This is a genomic window from Prosthecobacter sp., assembly GCF_044227185.1.
GTDB lineage: Bacteria > Verrucomicrobiota > Verrucomicrobiia > Verrucomicrobiales > Verrucomicrobiaceae > Prosthecobacter.
In genome coordinates, this window is sequence record NZ_JBGAFO010000001.1 from 1,025,127 (window position 1) to 1,044,142 (window position 19,016).

Annotated in this window: 6 protein-coding genes (1 of these 6 only partly in view); 5 read left to right on the forward strand and 1 reads right to left on the reverse strand. The window is 63.6% G+C overall.

The window, feature by feature from the left end:
* The 5 genes from ACILSQ_RS04290 to ACILSQ_RS04310 all read left to right on the forward strand — a co-directional run.
* Positions 1–9,198, forward strand: partial view of an autotransporter-associated beta strand repeat-containing protein gene (locus tag ACILSQ_RS04290; RefSeq protein WP_395742347.1) — the end only. 21,222 nt of this gene lie to the left of the window's left edge; 9,198 of the gene's 30,420 nt are visible here — the last part of the coding sequence; its start codon lies off the left edge, out of view; it ends in the stop codon at positions 9,196–9,198.
* A 251-nt stretch (positions 9,199–9,449) separates the two neighbouring features.
* On the forward strand, positions 9,450–11,003 hold the full coding sequence (locus ACILSQ_RS04295) for a Gfo/Idh/MocA family oxidoreductase (protein WP_395742348.1): 1,554 nt from the start codon (positions 9,450–9,452) through the stop codon (positions 11,001–11,003).
* A gap of 100 nt (positions 11,004–11,103) precedes the next feature.
* On the forward strand, positions 11,104–11,466 hold the full coding sequence (locus tag ACILSQ_RS04300; protein ID WP_395742349.1) for a DUF4870 domain-containing protein: 363 nt from the start codon (positions 11,104–11,106) through the stop codon (positions 11,464–11,466).
* A gap of 66 nt (positions 11,467–11,532) precedes the next feature.
* Positions 11,533–12,033 (forward strand): hypothetical protein, encoded by a 501-nt coding sequence (locus tag ACILSQ_RS04305; RefSeq protein ID WP_395742350.1) that lies wholly within the window; start codon positions 11,533–11,535, stop codon positions 12,031–12,033.
* Positions 12,034–12,044: 11 nt separating this feature from the next.
* Positions 12,045–13,805, forward strand: a complete 1,761-nt coding sequence (locus ACILSQ_RS04310; protein ID WP_395742351.1) for a prenyltransferase/squalene oxidase repeat-containing protein — start codon at positions 12,045–12,047, stop codon at positions 13,803–13,805.
* 79 nt (positions 13,806–13,884) lie between these two features.
* Here ACILSQ_RS04310 and ACILSQ_RS04315 read toward each other — a convergent pair whose 3' ends face one another.
* On the reverse strand, positions 13,885–18,867 hold the full coding sequence (locus tag ACILSQ_RS04315) for a DNA repair ATPase (RefSeq protein ID WP_395742352.1): 4,983 nt from the start codon (positions 18,865–18,867) through the stop codon (positions 13,885–13,887).
* Between the last annotated feature and the right edge of the window lie 149 nt (positions 18,868–19,016).

A 19,016-nucleotide genomic window follows, 5' to 3' on the forward strand; every position in this document is an offset into this window, starting at 1 on the left:
TTTGGCTCGGCCAACACCCTCACGATATCCGTCCCGCTGGGAGGGACGGTGGCTCCAACAACCGGCGGCTTTACGAAATCTGGAGACGGCACGCTTGTTTTGGGGGCCACGAATGGCAACAGCTACACCGGCACCACCACGTTGAACCTGGGCCTCGTCAAGCTCGGCTCCTCCGCGCCGCAGAACGCTCTGTTCTACAAGTTCGCCACCGCGCCGGCCATCACCGCCACGGGCCCTGGCCAGGCGGCTGACGCCCTGGTGCTCAATTCCGGCGCGACTCTGGACCTGAACGGCCACAACCAGATCACGGGAGATCTTCTCAGCCGCGGCACCCTGCCCGGCTCCGGCGGCATCCTCACCAACACCGGCGCCACGCTGGCCACCTACACCGTCACGGTGGGCACCGCCCGCGACTTTGCCGGTCAGATCAATGGGAACCTCAACTTCGTCAAGACCGGCACCGCCGCGCTGACCCTGCGTGACAACAATCAGTTCACCGGCAACCTCACGATCATGGGCAGCTCGGTGATTCTCACCGACCAGGGAGCCTTGTCCGGCATGTCCACCGGCGACACCATCAGCATCCGCAACTCCCTGCTGCGCTGGGATGACTCCGGCACCCAGGAGTTGAACACCCGCATCTCCACCGACGTGGCGCTCTCGCTGGACGGCGGTGCGTTTGAGTACATCAGCCGCGGTGCGATGACGGACAGCATCACCCTGGGCAACATCAGCTTGACTGCAGGCACCAGCACCCTGCGTGTGAACGCCGGCAACGGCGGCTTTGGCGTCGCCACGCTCAATCTCGGCGGCACCTTCACCCGCGGCACGGGTGCGACTCTGAACTTTGCCAGCGGCACGGGTGTCGTGGGAGCCGGAGCCAACTTCACCGCTTCTTCCTCCCTGCTGAACACCAACACCAACGGCATCATCGGCGGCTGGGCCACAGTCAACTCCACGGACGGCACCACGGCGGCTGCCAACGTGGAATTCGCCACCTACGACCCGGTCGTGGGCATCCGCCAGCTCAACCTGGTGGAGCAGATCACCAGCTTTGCCGCCGCCACCTCGACGAGCAATGTGCGCGTCTCCGCCAACGCCACCGTCCTCTCCGGCGGCCAGACCGTCAACTCCCTCACCATCAACGGCGGCGCGGCCACCATCGCGTTCCTGAGCGGCAGTGACACCCTCACCCTGGACAGTGGCGGCCTGCTTTCCGGCTCCGATGCCAACGCCCGTTCCGTCGGCACCACCGCGCTGCGCGGCAGGCTCACTGCCACCGGTACGGAACTGTTCATCCACAGCGCCTCCAGCTCCGGCCTGACCATCAACTCGGACATCACCGGCACCCTGAGCCTGGTCCTCACTTCGGCGGGCACCAATGCGGGCGCGGTCATCGCGCTGAACAACGCCAACAGCTACATCGGCACCGCCTATGTGGACGGCGTGATCGTGAACCTCGGCGTCAACGGCACGACGACCACGACCAATGCCATCACGGGCGATCTCATCATCACCGGCGGAAACGTCAACGGCACCGGCTCAGGCGCGATCGCGAACTCGGCGGTGCGCCTGCAGGCCTCCAACCAGATCAATGATGCCTCGAACGTCACCATCCGCGGCGGCGCGCAACTGGACCTCAACGGCTTCAACGACACGGTCGCCTCCCTCACCTTCAACTCCCAGGGTGGTCTGAGTGACAGCGGTCCGCTGGTGCAGACCGGCGCGGGCACGCTGACCATCACGGGCGGCATCACGGCCACAAACCTGGACGACGTCCGCGCCATGGCCGTCATCGCCGGCAACATCTCCCTGGGCGCGACCACCACCATTACCGTGGACAAAGTGGCGGGAACCACGGTCCTCGGCACCCGCGGTGATCTCAACGAGCAGGTCGGCCTGGACATCGACGCCAATGTGTTCGGTGGCGCCACCCTCAACAAGGCGGGCCTGGGCGCGCTGATGATCGGCGGCGTGAGTGAAAGCGTGACCACCATCAATGTCACCGCGGGCTCCGTCATCACGGGCGCCGCCACCAACTATGCCAACGCGAACATCAATCTTTCCAGCGGCACGATTCTCGACACCCGCGGCGTCGCCATGACCGGCCGCGTGGGCAATGTCAGCGGCTCCGGCGTGGTGAAGAACTTCAGCCCCACCGCCGCCGGCACGCTGGTGACGGGCTCGGCGGGCACGGATGCCACGTTTGACGGCACCCTGGCGGCCGATTACACCACGGGCACCCTGAACGTCACCAAGGTGGGCGGCGGAAGCTGGACCCTGACGGCCGACAACTCGGCCAACATCCTGGGAACCTTGCAGATCAGCGCGGGCACCGTGAACCTCAGCGGCAGCACGGCGAAGGTGGGCTTCGTCACCACCATCCTTTCTGCGGGGGGCACGCTCACGCTCGACAACCGCACCAATGTTGTTAATAACCGCCTGGGTGGCACGACCAGCGTGCAATCCACCACTTCAGACCGTGTCATCTCAATGCGCGGTGGTGTGCTGAACTTCTTTGGCGGCAGCACCAATGTGACGGAAGCGCTGGGCACGGGCTCCACGGCGCTGACCCTTTTGGAAGGTGCCAGCAAGTGGAACCTCACGGCTGGCACGGCCGCCACCAGCATCACGCTCGGAACGGTTGTGACCCAGAGCGGCACCAACCGCGGCACGCTGACCTTGAACGCCGGCACAGGCATCCTGGGCGGGACAGCAGGTTCTGGACATGTCAATGTCATCGCCACCACCCCTGGCCTCACCTCCGGCATCCGGCCCGACATGATCGGCATCGACAGCAGCGGCATTGGTCTGGTGACGCATGATGCCAACGGCTTCCGCCTGCTCACCTCGGCAGATACCGGAGCAGGATTCCTCTACTTCAACCCGAACACCGCGGGAGCCAGCTTCCTGGGTACGGCCACGCCGCTGACCGTCACCGCCACGGGAGGCACTTCGTCCCTTGCCGTGGCCACTTCCAACGTGGACCTGACCACGGCGATCAGCCTGCATTCCAGCACAACGGTCAACAGCCTTGATCTCTCCAGCGGCGGTGGTCTGACCGCCATCGGTGGCGGTGTTTCCACAGCCACCAGCGCCACCACCTTGTTCACCGCGGCAGGCACGGTCAACACCCTCACACTGACCAGCGGCGCCATTCTGGCCGAGACTGGAAACAACGGCATCGTCGGTGGTGCGATCACTTCGGGCTCGGCCAATCTTTACTACCACACGACCGACAATCTCACCACCAGCGCCTACACGCTCGGCACAGGCCGTGTGGTGAAAGATGGCACGGGCACCCTGACCCTGAGCCAGCGCAGCCTCAATACGGGCGGCGGCTTTGATGTGCTTGAGGGCATCGTGATGCTGAACTCCGGCACCAATACGCTGCTGGTGGCCCAGACTGCGTCCACCGCGACGGTGATCGACCTCGTGGTGAACGGCGGTATTCTGGACCTCAATGGCAACAGCCAGGCCGTTGCCCGCCTTACCAACACCACCGCTTCCAGCTATGCCGTGAATGCCGGCACAGTGAGAAACACCGGCACGCTGGCCACCCTGACGGTCAACTCCACTGTGGGCAGCAACACCTTCGCGGGCGTGCTCACCGGCGCCCTGAACCTCGACAAGGTCGGTGTCAACAACCAGACCTTCACCTCTGCCAGCAACTACACGGGCACCACCACCATCCGGGGTGGTTCGCTGATCCTCCAGGACAGCGCCGCCCTCACGGGCGGTGGCGCGGTGAACCTGAACTATGGGACGCTCTCGCTGCTCAACAGCGGCCTGTCGTTTGTCGCGGCCCGCACCGGCGCTTCGGCGCTCAACTTCACAGGCGGTGCCTACTCCATCACGCCGCGTCTGGAGGGTGACACCGTCGCCACGGCTGGCGCGGTTAACCTTCTTGCGGGCCAAAACACCATCACCATTGCGGCGCAGCCCGGCCTCGGTGGCAGCCTCATTCTCAATGCGGGTGCCCTCAGTCGCACCGCGGGCTCCGGGGCGGTTCTCACGGTGACTTCCGGTACCGGCCAGATCGGGCGCGGAACAGCTGCCTCCGGCGGTCAGAGCGGGCAGCTGACTTTCTCCAGCGGCACCACGTTGACGAACAACATTCTCGGCGGATGGGCCACCAACGGCGTGGACTGGCTCACTTATCTCAGCACGGCATCGTCCACCGGTGCGCTGGGTCTGGGTGTTCTAGGTGACACGGCGTCGGGCTTTGCGGATTACACCACCACCATCACCGCAGCCGGCAACATCACCAGCTCCGCCACGGCCAACACGAAGGCCAACGGCAACTTCAACACCAACGTCAACGGCAACACCAGCCTGAACTCGTTTGCCCAGCTGGTGACCACGGCGGGGAACAACCTGACCTTCACAGCGCAGACGGACACGCTCACACTGACCTCCGGCGGCTTCGTCCACAGCGGCAACGTGACGAGCGCCCTTGGCCAGAATGTCGATGTGGGGCGCATCACCTCATCCGCGTCGGAACTCTTCCTGCACAACAATCAGAACGTGTGGACGATCAACAGCCGCATCATTGGGGCGAACAAAGTGGTGTTCTCCAGCTTGGGCGCCGGCACCACGGCCCTGACGGACGGCACTTCGACCCGTCAGCTCGTGGCCACGGTGGCGGGCACCAATGCCCTGGTGGCCAGCACGACCGGCTTGTTCGTGGGGCAGACGGTGACTGGACCTGGAGGATACTCCGGCACCATCACCGCAGTGGTGGATGGCACCAACGTCACTCTCAGCGGCAGTCCAACCGCAGGCAGCGCGTTCCTCACCTTTGGCGGCACGGGCGCCGTCTCCATCACTGGCGCGACGAACACCTCTGGCAGTGCCACGGTCACCTTTGCTGCTGCCAAGGCGGGTCTGTTTGTGGGGCAGCCTGTGTTTGGTACGGGTGTTGCACTCGGCACCACGATCAGCGCCATCTCCAGCGATGGCCTGACGGTCACGCTCTCTGCCGTCTCCACGGCAGCCGTCACGGCGTTCACCGCAGGCACTGCGGGCAACAGCTACACCGGTGGCACTGTGGTGAACGCCGGAGCCACCTTGCAGCTCAATCCGACGCGCGCCGGGGAAGTGGTGATCCAGGCGGCCGGCGGCCTGACCATCAACGGCGGTGCCGTCACCATGGGCAGCACCAGCATCTATGGCGCCATCGATCCGAACACCGTCGTGACCATCAACGGTGGGGGCTCGCTCACCTTCCCCAACTACACCTCCGTCGGCTCCGGTGTGGCCATTGTGAACACGCTCAACAGCCTCGTCCTCAACGGGAATGGCGGCACCACCGCATCCACCGTCGCGCTCGGCGCGCCGGCGGCTTCCCAGGTGCACAGGCTCGTTCTCAGCGCTGCCAATGCCATCAAGGTGGTCAATGACAACTACGCGGCCACCCCGACCATCAGCGGCACCTTCACCAGCGCCACCCAGGCGGCGACTTTGGAGTTTAGCAACGCCAGCCCGGTCATTGATGTTTCCGGTCTCTCTCCCATGGGTCTGCTGATCAGCGCCGCGATCACGCAGAATGCAGGCAACACCAATGCCATCAGCAAAACTGGCTCGGGCTCACTGATCCTGACCAATGCCAACAGCAGCTGGACGACGGGCATCACTTTCAACGGTGCCAATGCCGGGTCCATCATCATCGGCGGCAGCAGCACGCCGAACTCCGTCGGGTCCACTCCCACAGCCGGCCCGCTGGGGACGGGAACGGTCACCGTGGGTTCCACCGCGACCAACGCTGCCCTGCTCTCTGACGGCACGGCCGGCCGGACGATCTCGAACGCCATTGTCTTGAACAACAACCTGGACTTTGGCGGCACCGCCTCCGGGCATGGCCTCGTTCTCAACGGCACCTTTGACCTCGGCAATGGAACCCGCACCCTCACCGTGGTCAGCCCGCAGGTCACCACGACGATTGGCGGCGTCATCAGCAATGGCGGCATCATCAAGTCGGGTGACGGCATCCTGGTGGTGAGCAACACCAGCAACAGTTTCGTCGCGGGTCTGACGATCAACGCAGGTCTGTTCCAGCTCGGCGCTGCTGGCGTCATCCCTGATGCGAATGCCCTGACGGTGAATGCCGGCGGCACGTTTAACCTCAATAACTTTGATGAAACCGTGGCTTCCCTGGCCAGTTCCACCACCACCACGGGTGGCCTTGTCACCAACTCCGGTGCGGCGGTCAAGACCCTGACCCTCAGCGGAGCCAGCGGCACCACAACCTTCGGCGGCGTGATCACCAGCAGCACGGCAGCCAACCTCCAGCTGGTGAAGTCGGGTGCTTCCACTCAGATTCTCACCGGCCAGAACACTTATGGCGGCAGCACCACCGTCAGCGGCGGCGTCCTGGAAATCGCCAGCGGCGGCAGCCTGCGCGGCTCCAGCTCGCTGACGGTGAGCAGCGGTGCGATCTTCCGCATCTCCAGCACGACCAGCAATGTGGTGAGCTTCACCAATCCGACGACCTTCACCCCTGTGACTCTGGGCTCCGGCGGCGGCACGCTTCAGCTTGCCAGCGCCCTCTCCGGCAACAGCCAGCGCTTTGGCGCGCTGACCCTCTCGGCGGCTGGAACGCTGGACTTCGGCACCGGCAACTCCAACGCCCTGGCGTTCACCAGCATCGCCGGCGTGCCGGCCAACACGGTCACCGTCAGCAACTGGTCTGGCATCACCTACCTGCTGGGCACCACGGCTGACAGCGGACTGGCCACGCAGGACCGCCTGCTGTTCGCCACTCTGAGTGGCACGGACGGCGCCCTCATCTCAGGCTACAACTTCACCAACGACCTCGGAGTGCTCATCGGCCACGGCATGAAGCTGCAGAATGCGGCGACTGCGTCCACGCCGAATGAAATCGTGGCCGTGGCCGACACCGCTGCCTACTGGAGCGGCAACTATGGCACCAATGTGTGGGGCGATGGCTCCGCCACGAACACGAACTGGTGGACCACGGCCGCCGGCACCACCGTCGCCACCCTTCCCGGCATCGGTACGGATGTTTTCATCACCGCCACCACCCCGGCGAACTTCTTTGCCACGACCCTGCTGAACACCAACTACGAGATCAACAGCCTGACCTTCACCGGCACGGGCACGGCCAGCACGGCAGGCTCCATCGTCGCCAGCGGTGCAGGCGGGCCTTTCAGCCTCACCCTTGACGCTGCCTCAGGTGCAGGCATCACCGTCGCAGCCGGTTCGGGTGCGAACACGATCTCCACCAGCGTGGTGCTGGGCACGGCTGCCACGCAGACCTGGGCAAACAACAGCACCAGCCTCCTCACCGTCAGCGGCGGCGTCAGCGGCACCAACAAGAACCTGGTGGTCGCCACGACCGCAGGCGGTGGCGACACCACCATCAGCGGCAGTGTGATTCTGGGCAGCGGCACCGTGACCAAGAACGGAGCGGGCACGCTGAACTTCACCGGCGTCACCGCCAACACCTACACCGGCCTCACCACGGTGAACGGTGGCGAACTCGACCTGGGCAAGACCGGCGTCAACGCCATCGGCGGCAGCCTGATGGTGACCGCCGGCATGGCGAAGCTCACCGGCACGGGAGGCGACCAGATCGCCGACAGCGGCACGGTCACCGTGAACGGAGCCACGGCCACCTTTGACGTGAACGGCCAGACCGAAACGGTGGCCGGCGTCTCGCTCCAGGGCGGAGGCACCCTTCAGGATTCCGCGACCGGTGGCGCGCTCACCAGCTTGACGAACTTTGACATGCGTTCCGGCACGGCCAGCGTCATCCTGACGGGCAGTGTGGGGCTCGACAAGACGACTGCGGACACGGTGATCCTCAGCGGCGCGAACAGCTACACAGGCACCACCACGGTGAGCACCGGCGTGCTGCGCGTGCAAAACGCGGCGGCCCTGGGCACGACGGCGGGCGGCACCTCGGTGACCGCAGGGGCCACGCTGGAGATCGACAATGTGGCGGTCGTCGGAGAAGCCCTCACGCTCAATGGCACGGGAGTCGGCGGCAACGGAGCCCTCACCGCAACCGGCACCGCCTCCTCCTCGGGCGATGTTTCGCTCGCCACCGACAGCAGCGTCGGAGTGGCGGCAGGCGGTGATTCGCTGACCCTGAGCGGTGTGATCAGCGGCACCGGAACAGGTCTCACCAAAGTGGGTTCGGGCAGCGTCATCCTCACCGGCACCAATGCCTACACAGGCGGCACGACCGTCAGCGGCGGCACGCTGCAGCTCGGCAATGGTGGCACGGGCGGGGCGCTCTCCACCAGCAGCGCGGTCAGCGTGGCCAGTGGTGCGACGTTTGCGGTGAACCAAAGCGACACGGTGGTGCAAGGCACCGATTTCAGCGGCGCTGCCATCACCGGCGGAGGAAACTTCACGCAGGCGGGCTCCGGCACGACGGTGCTCACGGTGGCCAACTCCTACGGCACCACCACGGTGACCGGCGGGGTGCTGCAGGTCGGCACCAATGCCTCCACCACGGCGACCACGGGCACGGGCACCGTGACCGTAGGAGATGGCACGAATGCGGCAGTCCTGGCAGGCACAGGCACGGTGCTGGGGAACACCATCATCAGCAACGCCGCCACCCTGCGGCCGGGAGACAGCACCGCCTCTGGCATCAACCAGAACGGCACGCTGACCTTTGGCACCACGCTGGCGCCGGTGAACCTGACGATGCAGGGCTCGAGCTCGCTGGAAATCCAGATTTCGGCGCCTTCTCAAACCGCTGCCCTCACCTGGGAGCTCGGGCAGTATGTGTACAATGGCACAAACTATTCCGATGCCGGAACCCTCTTCAACGCAGAGACAACGGCCCGCAGCACTTGGGATGTGGCGCCTGCCGCGACGACGAACCATGACTACCTCAATGTGACCGGCACCTTCACGCTGGACGGCACGGTCAAAATCCTCGAGAACGGCACGCTCAGCTACGCTGCGGGCCAGGTCTTCAACCTGATCGACTGGGGCAGCATCAATGCGACGGGCTTCAATGCGGGCAGCGGATTCAGCGCGGGCGGAGCCTTTGGCGACTTCAACCTGCCGGATCTCAGCGCGCTGAGTCTTGCTTGGGATACCTCGGCCTTCGCCAGCTATGGCATCCTGGTGGTGGTGCCTGAAGTTTCCCGCACGCTGCTTCTGATGCTGGGCCTCCTGGGCCTGATGATGCGCCGCCGCCGCCGCGCCGCGCGTTAAACCGGGTCCGCATCAAAGAAGATAGCACTGATCTACTCCCGCATCTGGGGCGCGCCTCCAGGTACGGGGGAGCGGCCCTCCAGTTCGGAAGACGAGGAATGCGGCAGTGTCACAAACGGCGGGGAAAAGGGCATAAACGGCGGGCAAAGAAAGGAAAGGTTGCTTTTTCTCCGGCGTTTTGGCTAGGCTTATGAATGATCATGCCGTAGCTCGTCCGGGCGTGGCAGTGATCGCCCCATCTCTCCATAACCATGCAAAACCAAACAAACCAAACCACCCGTCGAACTTTCCTTCGCGGCACTGTGGCCGGCGCCGCCGGTCTCGCCGCATCCCGAGCCTTCTCCGCACCGCAGGGTGCCAACGGTGACGTTCGTGTCGCGGTCATCGGCTTCAATTCACGTGGCGCAGGCCACATCAAGAGCCTGGAGGGGATTCCGGGCGTGCGCATCGTGGCGCTGTGCGACGTGGATGCCAATGTGCTCGCCAAAGGGGTGGCCAACCAGGCCAAGAGAAACAACACCGTGACGGCCTACTCGGACTACCGGAAGCTGATGCTGGACCCCGAGGTGGACGCGGTGACCATCGCCACGCCGAACCACACGCACACCCTCATCGCCATGACGGCCATGCAGCATGGCAAGCATGTGTACGTGGAAAAGCCCGTGTGCCACAACATCTGGGAAGGCCGCCAGCTTCTGAACGCCGCCGAGAAGGTGGCAAAGAAAGGGCTCGTGGTGCAGCACGGCATGCAGCGCCGCTCCAGCCCCGGCTGGGCGCAGGCCATGGCCTGGCTGAAGGAAGGGCACATCGGCAAGGTGACGCTCTCCCGCGCCCTGAACTACAAGGCGCGCATTTCCACCGGCCTGGCCGCCGGAGACATCCAGCCCAAGGACGGAGTGATCAAGGGCACCTTCCACGACCTGCGGAACGTGAAGACCGACCCTGCCGGAGCGCCGCAGGATGTAGACGTGGACTACAAGCTCTGGTCCGGCCCGCGCGGCATGCTGCCGGTGCACCGCACGCAGTTCCACTATGACTGGCACTGGCAGTGGGCTTTCGGCAATGGCGACATCGGCAACCAGGGGCCGCACCAGACGGACGTGGGCCGCTGGGCGCTGGGAGATCCTGAGCTGCTGCCAAAGCGCGTGATGAGCTTTGGCGGACGCTGGGGCTACAAGGACGACGGCCAGACCGCGAACAACCAGATGGCCTTCTGGGCCTACGAGCCCGCGCCGCTGCTGTTTGACAACCGCGGTCTTCCCCTGAAGGACATGGACTGGAAGCAGGAGCCTGTTTACCGCATCAACGGCAAAACGGCCGCGGCCCGCGTGGGCAATGCGGTCCACTGCGAGGGCGGCTACATCATCGAGTCCAAGGCCTACGACAACGAGGGCAACACCATCAAGAAGTTTGATGACCTCGGCGAAGGCGGCGACCACATGCTGAACTTCATCAACTCCGTGCGCGCCGGGAAGATCATCAACCCGAACCTGCACGTCTCCCACGGCTACCATGCCGCCTCGCTGGCGCACCTGGCGAACATTTCCTACCGCCTGGGCAAGGCGGCGAGCGTGGATGAAGTGAAGGAGCGCCTCAAGAACGACAAGGCCGGTCTGGAGACCTTGGAGCACTTCGTGAAGAACCTCGAGGACAACAAGATCGACCTCAACGTGGACAAGATCAGCGCCGGCCCCTGGCTGGAGTTTGACCCCGTCTCCGAGAAGTTCATCGGTGAGTTTGCCGCGGAGGCCAACCAGCTCGCCACCGAGAACTACGTGGAGGAGTTCAAGCTGCCGGAAGTCTAAACGGAAAAGGACCTTTGAGTCTGCCGACACGCGCGGAGCTGGGAAACTGGCTCCGCGTTTGTATTTGGCCGGGAGTTGCTTCGGAGTAGCGTGGCTCATCATGGAAACTCCTCCGCCACCTCCAGGCCTGCCGTTGCACCCCGTCACGCAGGATGAAAAAACGCTGGGCATCGTCATGCACGTGCTCTGCCTGGTCGGATTTCCCATCCTGGGGCCGCTGGTGGTCTGGCTGGTGAAAAAAGATCAGAGCAGCTACATCGACCGCCAGGGCCGGGAGCTGCTGAATTTTCAGCTCAGCTACCTGCTCTACGGTTTTGTGTCCTTCATCCTCTGCTTTGTGTTCATCGGCATCCCGCTCCTGGTTGCGGTGGGCATCGCCACCGTGGTGCTGACCATCATCGGCATCGTGAGCGCCGCTGAAGGAAAGGTTTACCGCTTCCCGCTGACGATTCGCCTGCTGTGAGGCAAAATGGTTGCGACTTCTGTGCCGTGGTGGTAGCAGAGCCTCCCCATTTCCCCCTTCCTTCAGATGCGACCCAACCAACTTCTCCAAGCCATCGGTCCCGAGCTGCGCATGCAGATCATGACCTACCTGCAGACCGACCAGCGTGCTGCGTACAAGGCCGTCATTGAATCGCTCGCACCGGCGAAGCGCCTGCGTCCTGCGTTTATCCTGGAAAAGTCCCGCCCGAAGCAGGCGGAGTGGCTGCTGGAGCAGCTCAACACGAAGGGGAACGAAGAAGTGACGGCGCAGATTTTCCAGATCTGGCTGCTCAAAGGCCAGCCGCAGATGCTCATCACCTTCCTGGATGCCGCGCAGATCGCGCATGATGGCAAGGGTGAGGTGACCGAGCTGCCCGAAGTGATCGAAGACGACAAGGCCGAGGCCGCTGTGACGGCGCTTCTGGCTGCGTATCCTGCCAAGCAGGTGGCGCTCTATCTGAACATGTTCCAGCAGCAGCGCGAAGGTGGCTGGATCTCCCTCACGAAGGCCATCGATGCCCGCCCTGAGCTGAAGCTTGAAGCCTGAGATTATTTGCCATGATGGACGCCCTTGACCGCGCCATCGCCAATACGCAGGCGCATCTGGATGCCCTGCGTGGTGCGGAGGGGCATTGGGAAGGGCGTCTTTCCAGCAGCGCGCTCTCCACGGCCACGGCCATCGTGGCGCTGACGCTGGTGGATCGCGAAAAACACGCGGCGCATGCCGCGGATGGAGCGCAGTGGCTGTGTGAGCACCAGAACGCGGACGGTGGCTGGGGGGACACCACGCTGAGCAAGAGCAACCTCTCCACGACGCTGCTATGCTGGAGCGCGCTGCATCTGGTGGGGCAGAAGGGTTCTCCAGCCGTGCAGGCGGCCAATGCATGCATTGCCGCGCAGGTGGGATCGCTTGAGCCGACGGACATCGCCAGGGCCGTAACGGCGCGTTATGGCAAGGACAAGACTTTCTCAGTGCCCATTCTCATGCTCTGCGCGCTGTGCGGGACTTTGGGGGGGGAGCCGTGGCGGCATGTGATGGCGCTGCCGTTTGAGCTGGCCGCGCTGCCGCGCACCTGGTTTGGCGCCATCGGCCTACCGGTGGTGAGCTATGCGCTGCCGGCGCTGATTGCGATTGGGTACACACGTTTCAAGAATGCGCCGCCGGCATGGTGGAATCCGCTGCGCTGGCTGCGTGCGCTGACGTGGCCGCGCATCCGGCCGATGCTGAAGATGCTGCAGCCCAGCAGTGGCGGCTATCTGGAGGCCACGCCGCTGACGAGCTTTGTCACCATGGCCCTCGCAGGCGGCGGGCAGCTAGATCACCCCTGCCTGCCTTCGGCGGTGGAGTTCCTGGTGAACTCAAAGCGCGAGGACGGGAGCTGGCCGATTGACACGAATTTGACGACGTGGGGAACGACGCTCTCCGTTCGTAGTTCGGGCTTTAGCCCGTCTGACCAGAACGGGCTAAAGCCCGAACTACGTACATGGTTATTGGCGCAGCAGTACCGGGAGGTGCATCCGTTTACCAATGCGCCTCCGGGTGGGTGGGCGTGGACGGATCTGCCGGGTGGTGTGCCGGATGCGGATGATTCCTCGAGTGCGCTGATCGCTCTCAAAAAGATGGGGCATGCCTGTGATGCGGCGATTGAGCAGGGTGTGAATTGGTTGCTCGATCTGCAAAATCGCGATGGAGGAATACCGACGTTTTGCCGGGGCTGGGGAACGCTGCCGTTTGACCGCAGCACGCCGGAGATCACGGCACATGCGCTCGGTGCGTGGTGGAGCTGGCATGATGAGCTGCCGCCTGTGATGCAGCAACGCATTGGCAGAAGCACGAAGGCGGCGCTGGCGTATCTGAAGAGGGTGCAGTCGCCGGATGGCTCATGGATTCCACTCTGGTTTGGGAACGAGCACGCGGTGGATGAAAACAATCCGGTGTACGGCACGGCGCAGGTGGTGAATCATCTGAGCGGTGGAAAGGTGCCGGGGGTGGAAGACTTGCTTGCAAGCGGGCGCAGGTATTTGCGCGGCGCACGAAAAGCCGACGGGTCGTTTGGTGGAGATGCGCAGGCACCATCCAGCATCGAGGAGACAGCGGTGGCGCTGCATGCGCTAAGCGGAGGAGGTGATGATGTGAGGAAGAGTGTGGAGTGGCTGATAACCGCGACGGAGAATGGGACGCGTTTTCCGTGCTCACCGATCGGGCTGTACTTTGCGCGGCTGTGGTATCATGAGCAGCTTTATCCCGTGGTGTGGACGCTGGGGGCATTGAGAGCGGCCACGCAAAGTAGCCTTGTTCCTGCGGAACAAGGAGCGTAGCGCAAACAGTAGCGCTGGGAGTGCCGGGAGGTTTGGTGATTGCGAGAGAAATTCCTTGTTCCACAGGAACAAGGCTACTTTACTCCTGATCGACGGTGCTGGAGATATCCACAGGGGGCTCGCCTGCGGTTTCTTTTTCGACGGGCTGGACCTTGATCTCGACATTCACGGGTACGGCGCGGAGGCCTTCGATGATGCGCTGGAGGCGCTCGATGGTGGTGTCGGAAAGGGTGGGCTTGCTCACAGCCTGCTCGATCTTTTCCAGGCCGAGGGTGAAGGCGTTCATGTGGCCGGTGATGCGGTTGATGGGGTCGCTTTCACCTGCACCACCGGTGAGGAGGTTGCGCTTGAAGGTGCTCTTGATCTCCGCCCAGCGGATGACATCGGCCTCGGTGGAGAGGCCGTTGATCTCGCGCCACTTGAGGAGGTTGGATTCCGCGGCCTGGCTGAGGGTTTGCGCTTCACCGCGGTAGTGATCGGCAATAAGGCTGGCAACCTCGGCATCGGTCATGAGCGGGAGGATTTTCTCCGCGATCTTGTTCATGTTGCGGTAGCTGCCCTGGAGCTTGAAGGGCGGCTCAGTGCGGTAGGCGTCCTCCATGGCGGCGCTGCGCACGTATTCCTGATTCACGCGCAGAATGATCTCGCGCACATGCAGCAGCTTCTCCATGACGGCGACGGCTTCGTTGATCTCCTCGGCGCTGTAGCTGCCTTCAAACTCGACGCCTTCGCGTGTTCCTGTCTGCGCCACTTTTAAAACAGCGAGAGCATCGGCATGGCTGCGCGCGGCGATGCGGGCCAGCGTGGCATTGCTGGTGAGGCTGTTTTCAATGTAGCTGTCTTTGAAGGCTTCCTGATGGCCGCCGAGGATGTCGCCGAGATTGTAGGTGTCGGCACGGTTCGCCAGCATGTCAGGCACCTGGAATTTGCCGCCGACTTCGGTGTAAGGATTGCCGGCCATGACCACCGCCACCTTGCGGCCACGCAGGTCGTAGGTCTTGGCCTCGCCTTTGAACACGCCTTCAATCTTGCGCGTGCCGTCGCAGAGGGAGATGAACTTTTGCAGGAACTCGGGGTTCGTGTGCTGAATGTCATCAACGTAGATCATGACATTGTCGCCCATCTCGAAGGCGAGATTGAGCTTCTCAATTTCCTCGCGCGCGCTGGCGTTGGCGGCCTCGGCGGGATCGAGCGAAGTCACCTTGTGGCCGAGGGCGGGGCCGTTGATTTTGACCAGCGTGATGCCGAGACGGCTGGCGACATATTCCATGAGTGTCGTCTTGCCGTAGCCAGGAGGTGAGATGAGCAGGAGCATGCCCATCCGGTCAGTGCGCGTGTCCTTGCCGGCGGCACCGAGCTGTTTGGCGAGATTGGCACCGATGAGCGGGAGATAGACCTGGTCGATCAGGCGGTTGCGCACGAAGGAGCTGAGCACACCGGCTTTGAACTGATCCAGACGCAGCTCGCGGCGGCGGCCTTCGGCCAGGCGATGCTTGAGTTGCTGGAAGGCTTCGAAGGCGGGGACGACTTCGGCCTCGTAGCGCTGTAGACGCGCGGTGAATTCGTGGTAGTCGAGCTCGAGTTTCGCATCGGCGATGCGCGGGTGGGTGCCGATGAGGCCGGTGATGGTGGCACGCGCGGCGGGTTCGGGCGGGATCGTGGCGGGCGGCTGGTCGTGGGTGACGACCATGGCGGCGGTTTCAATCAAGACGCCTGGATCTGCCGAGGGATTGAGCGCGCTGAGCCATTCCAAGGCAATCTCAAAGGCCAGCAGCGGCTGTGCCGAGAGGGTGGCGAGCGTTTCTTCGAACTCTTTGGAGGCGTGTTTGACCGTGAGCTCGCGATGGAAGGCACGCAGAAGCTCGATGGCTGCCGCAGAGCGTATGAAGGGGTGCTTGGATTGCAGTTCGTCCAGAAGGCACGCGGCGATCTGGTCAGACGAAGCCCGCGGAAGAGGGCTTCCCAGCAGTTCTTCGACGCGCTTCCTCAGAAGGTCATCGGGCGCTGCATTTGAAATGCCGAGGAGATCGCGCATGCGGCCTTTGGACTGCATGCGTGCAGTGAGGGCTTTTTTGGCGTCGTCCTCGGGCCAGGCATGCCAGAAGAGGCGGGCATAGCCGCGGGCGGCGGGGGAGTGGCGCAGGAGGCCGAGGGCCTGCTGCATTTCGCGCAGGGGCTTGAGCAGGAGGCCCGCATCGTGGTCGTGGACGCCCTTGGTGTAGCCTTCATGGAAGCGCTGCGCCATGAAGGTGGAGACCTCTTCGCGGGCGCCGGATTTCAGCATCTGCCAGGCGAGGTATTCGGCGCGATAGACCTCTGCGTTTTCGGAAACGACGGCCTGCTCCCACACGCTGCGCAGCGTATCAAGATCAGGAGTACTCAGAGCTTCGAAGAAGCGTGTGCCGGTGAGATGGAAGGCGAGCGTGTTGTCGCGTGGGAGGATGGTGAGCTCCAGCGGCTGCTTGTTCACGCTGAACTGGTGCTGGCCGAGCTGGATGAGATCGCCACCGCCGACAAAGATTTCGGATTTATCGCGGATCTGCTTCAGAGAATCCTGCTGGACGGTCTTGAGGCGGGTTTGCAGTTCGTCGGCGCGGACGCTGTCGCCGAGCTTGCGCAGTTCTTCGATGAGGTCGCGCAGCTTTGCCACCATGGCGTCGGCTGCGAGCCAGGAATGCACCTCTTCGGGCTTGGCGAAGCTGGCGAGGCGGTTGCGGATGCTGGTGAGGATGCGCTCGGCGGACTGACCGAGGCTGCTGCAGCGGCGGTTCAGCGCATCGCTGAGGCTCTGGCGGCGCGATTCGAAGGCAGTCTGTACCTCCTCACGCTTCTTGATCAGCTCCGCGGCGTAGTCGTCGAAGTCGGAGAAGCGGGTCTCCATCTCCTCGATCTGCACCAGCACGCGGGTGAGCGATTCATCGCACTTCTCCGGCGTGGTGGCGACTTCGAGGTAGTTCAGCACGCTCTGGCTGAGCAGGCTGAGCTGGGCCTGAAACTGTGCCGCGCCTTCGGTTTTGGCGAGATCATTGCGGCGGTTCCGCAGCACGCTGCGCACCTGGTTGAGCTGCGCGAAGAGGGTGGAGATGCCTTCGATGATGCGCGTAGTCTCGGTGGCATCTTCAATCTTCAGCCCGCTGACAATGGCGGTCAGCATTTCCAGCTCGCTGCTGGATTTGGCGAGGGCGGTTTCGACCTCCTGCGCCTCGGTGACCTTCGACAATGCGGGCACGCGGGCCTGCTGCTCGGCGATCTGCCTGCGGTAGGGATCCAGCGACTCCGGCTTGAGCAGGAAGGTGACGCATTTGGCGGAAAGTTTGTCCGTGCCTTCCGCCACCGCCTTGTCCATGCGGTCGATCTCCGCGGCGTCGGTGTAGCGCACATCGCGCAGGGCGATGATCTGGCCGCGGAGCTCGCGCAGGGAGGTGAGGAGCTGGACGAAGCCGAGAATGTCAGTCGGCTCCGTGTTGGTGGCAACGCTGAGGGCCTTCTGTGATTTTTCCTGCAGCGCGCTGGTCTGGTCCGCCGCGGTCTTGCGCATGCGGCTGACTTTTTCAAACTCGCCCAGGGCGGCCTCGGCGGTGCTCTTGATCTCGACGAGGATGTTCTTGAGATCGTGCGTCTCGGCATTGCCGATCCAGAAGTAGCTGTCGGCGATGTCGCCGCAGGCGCGGGCGAGCTCGACGTAGAGGCCGGAGAAGGAGTCGTCCTTGGACAGCAAGGTGAGCACGCCATTGCATTCCGCCATGGCGCGCACGATTTCGGCGTTGCCGATTTTGCTGAGGAAGGTGTGGGAGGCTTTGGCCTCGCTGACATCGGCGGAAAGGAAAGGCGTGCGCCAGACCTGGAGGACGTGGTGCTTGCGCGGTTCTTCATCCGCCGAAAAGAGCACCAGCTCGCCGCTGGGGAAGAGGCTGAAGCCGTGGCAGGGCTGCGGCGTGGCGACGCTCTGCGTGATGAGGTTGTAGCTGAGCAGCAGGTAGCTGCCGCTTTCGAGGTGGCTGAAGACAAAGAGCGTGTCCTCGCCATTGGCGGCGGGGATGCGCTTTTCAAAACGCATGGGCGGCAGGCCGGTTTCAAAGCGCTTCACCTCGCCCGTCTGCAGCACGTAGCCATGCGGAAAGAGAACGCCATGGCCGTCCGGGAGGAGCACGCAGCTCTCGGCAATGCTGTCGATGCGGTGCGCCTGGCGCGTGCGTTCATTGAAGACCAGATGGCGCCAGGTTTTCTCCTGGTAGGGCAGGAGCTTGAGCAGGATGAGGCTGCCGACGATGGCGTAGTACACCTCCGCGTCATCGAGCGTCTGATCCTTGTTTTCGACGGGCTCGCTGTAGATGCCGCGGCCGGTGGCGGTGTTGTTTTCCACCTTCACCGTGAGGTCGCCGCCGATGGTCTCGACAAAGACGCGGTCCTCGATGCTGATGTGCGGGTGGTCGCCGTGGATGTACATGTCCCGCGTGGCGCGCTTCCATTCAAACTCCTGCGGGGGAGGAAAGACAAACTCGTGGTCGCTGCGATTGCCGAGGTACTTGAGCGTGCCGCGGTCATCATCCACCAGCCACTTGAAGGTCTTCACCTCCGTGGCGCGCTGGCCCACCTGAAACCCGAAGTAGAGATGCGGGCCGATGCGGTGGAACTTCAGGAAGGTGGCCTGCTTGTAGTAGTTGTAGAGGTAGGCGAAGTCCTCTGCGAACTGCGGATCGCCAAGCAGGTTGTCCTTGTTCGGATGGAAGCTGTGGTCGGCGGGATGATAGTCATACACCGCAAACACATCCTCGATGCGCATGGTGCTGCGCAGGCCCAGGTGGACATTGTAGCCAAAGATAAAACGCTGCGGGCCGATGGCCGCGAGATCCCGCGGCACGCAGTTGTTCTCCGTGGTGAGCCGCGTGGTGGCGAGAAGGGAGGTCTCGATGCCTCCGAACTCCGCCTTGCGGTCCGCATTGAGAAGATCCAGCCGGCGCTGCAGTTCCGCGCCATGTTTGTTCAGGCGCTGGCGAATGACCTCATAGGCGCCGGCTTCAAGCTGCGGAGAAGGTTGGGGAGATGGAGGCGTGTCGGCCATTAGAGGGCGGTTAAAGGTGCGGAACCCCGTTGGGGTTCGGACAAATGGGGTGGTGGAGGGCGCCGGTGTACCAGGGTTGCGCCGAGCCGCAACCCTTCGCTATGGTGCGGTGTCCCTTTGGGACACGGGTGGGTTTGGGGCGGTGGGAG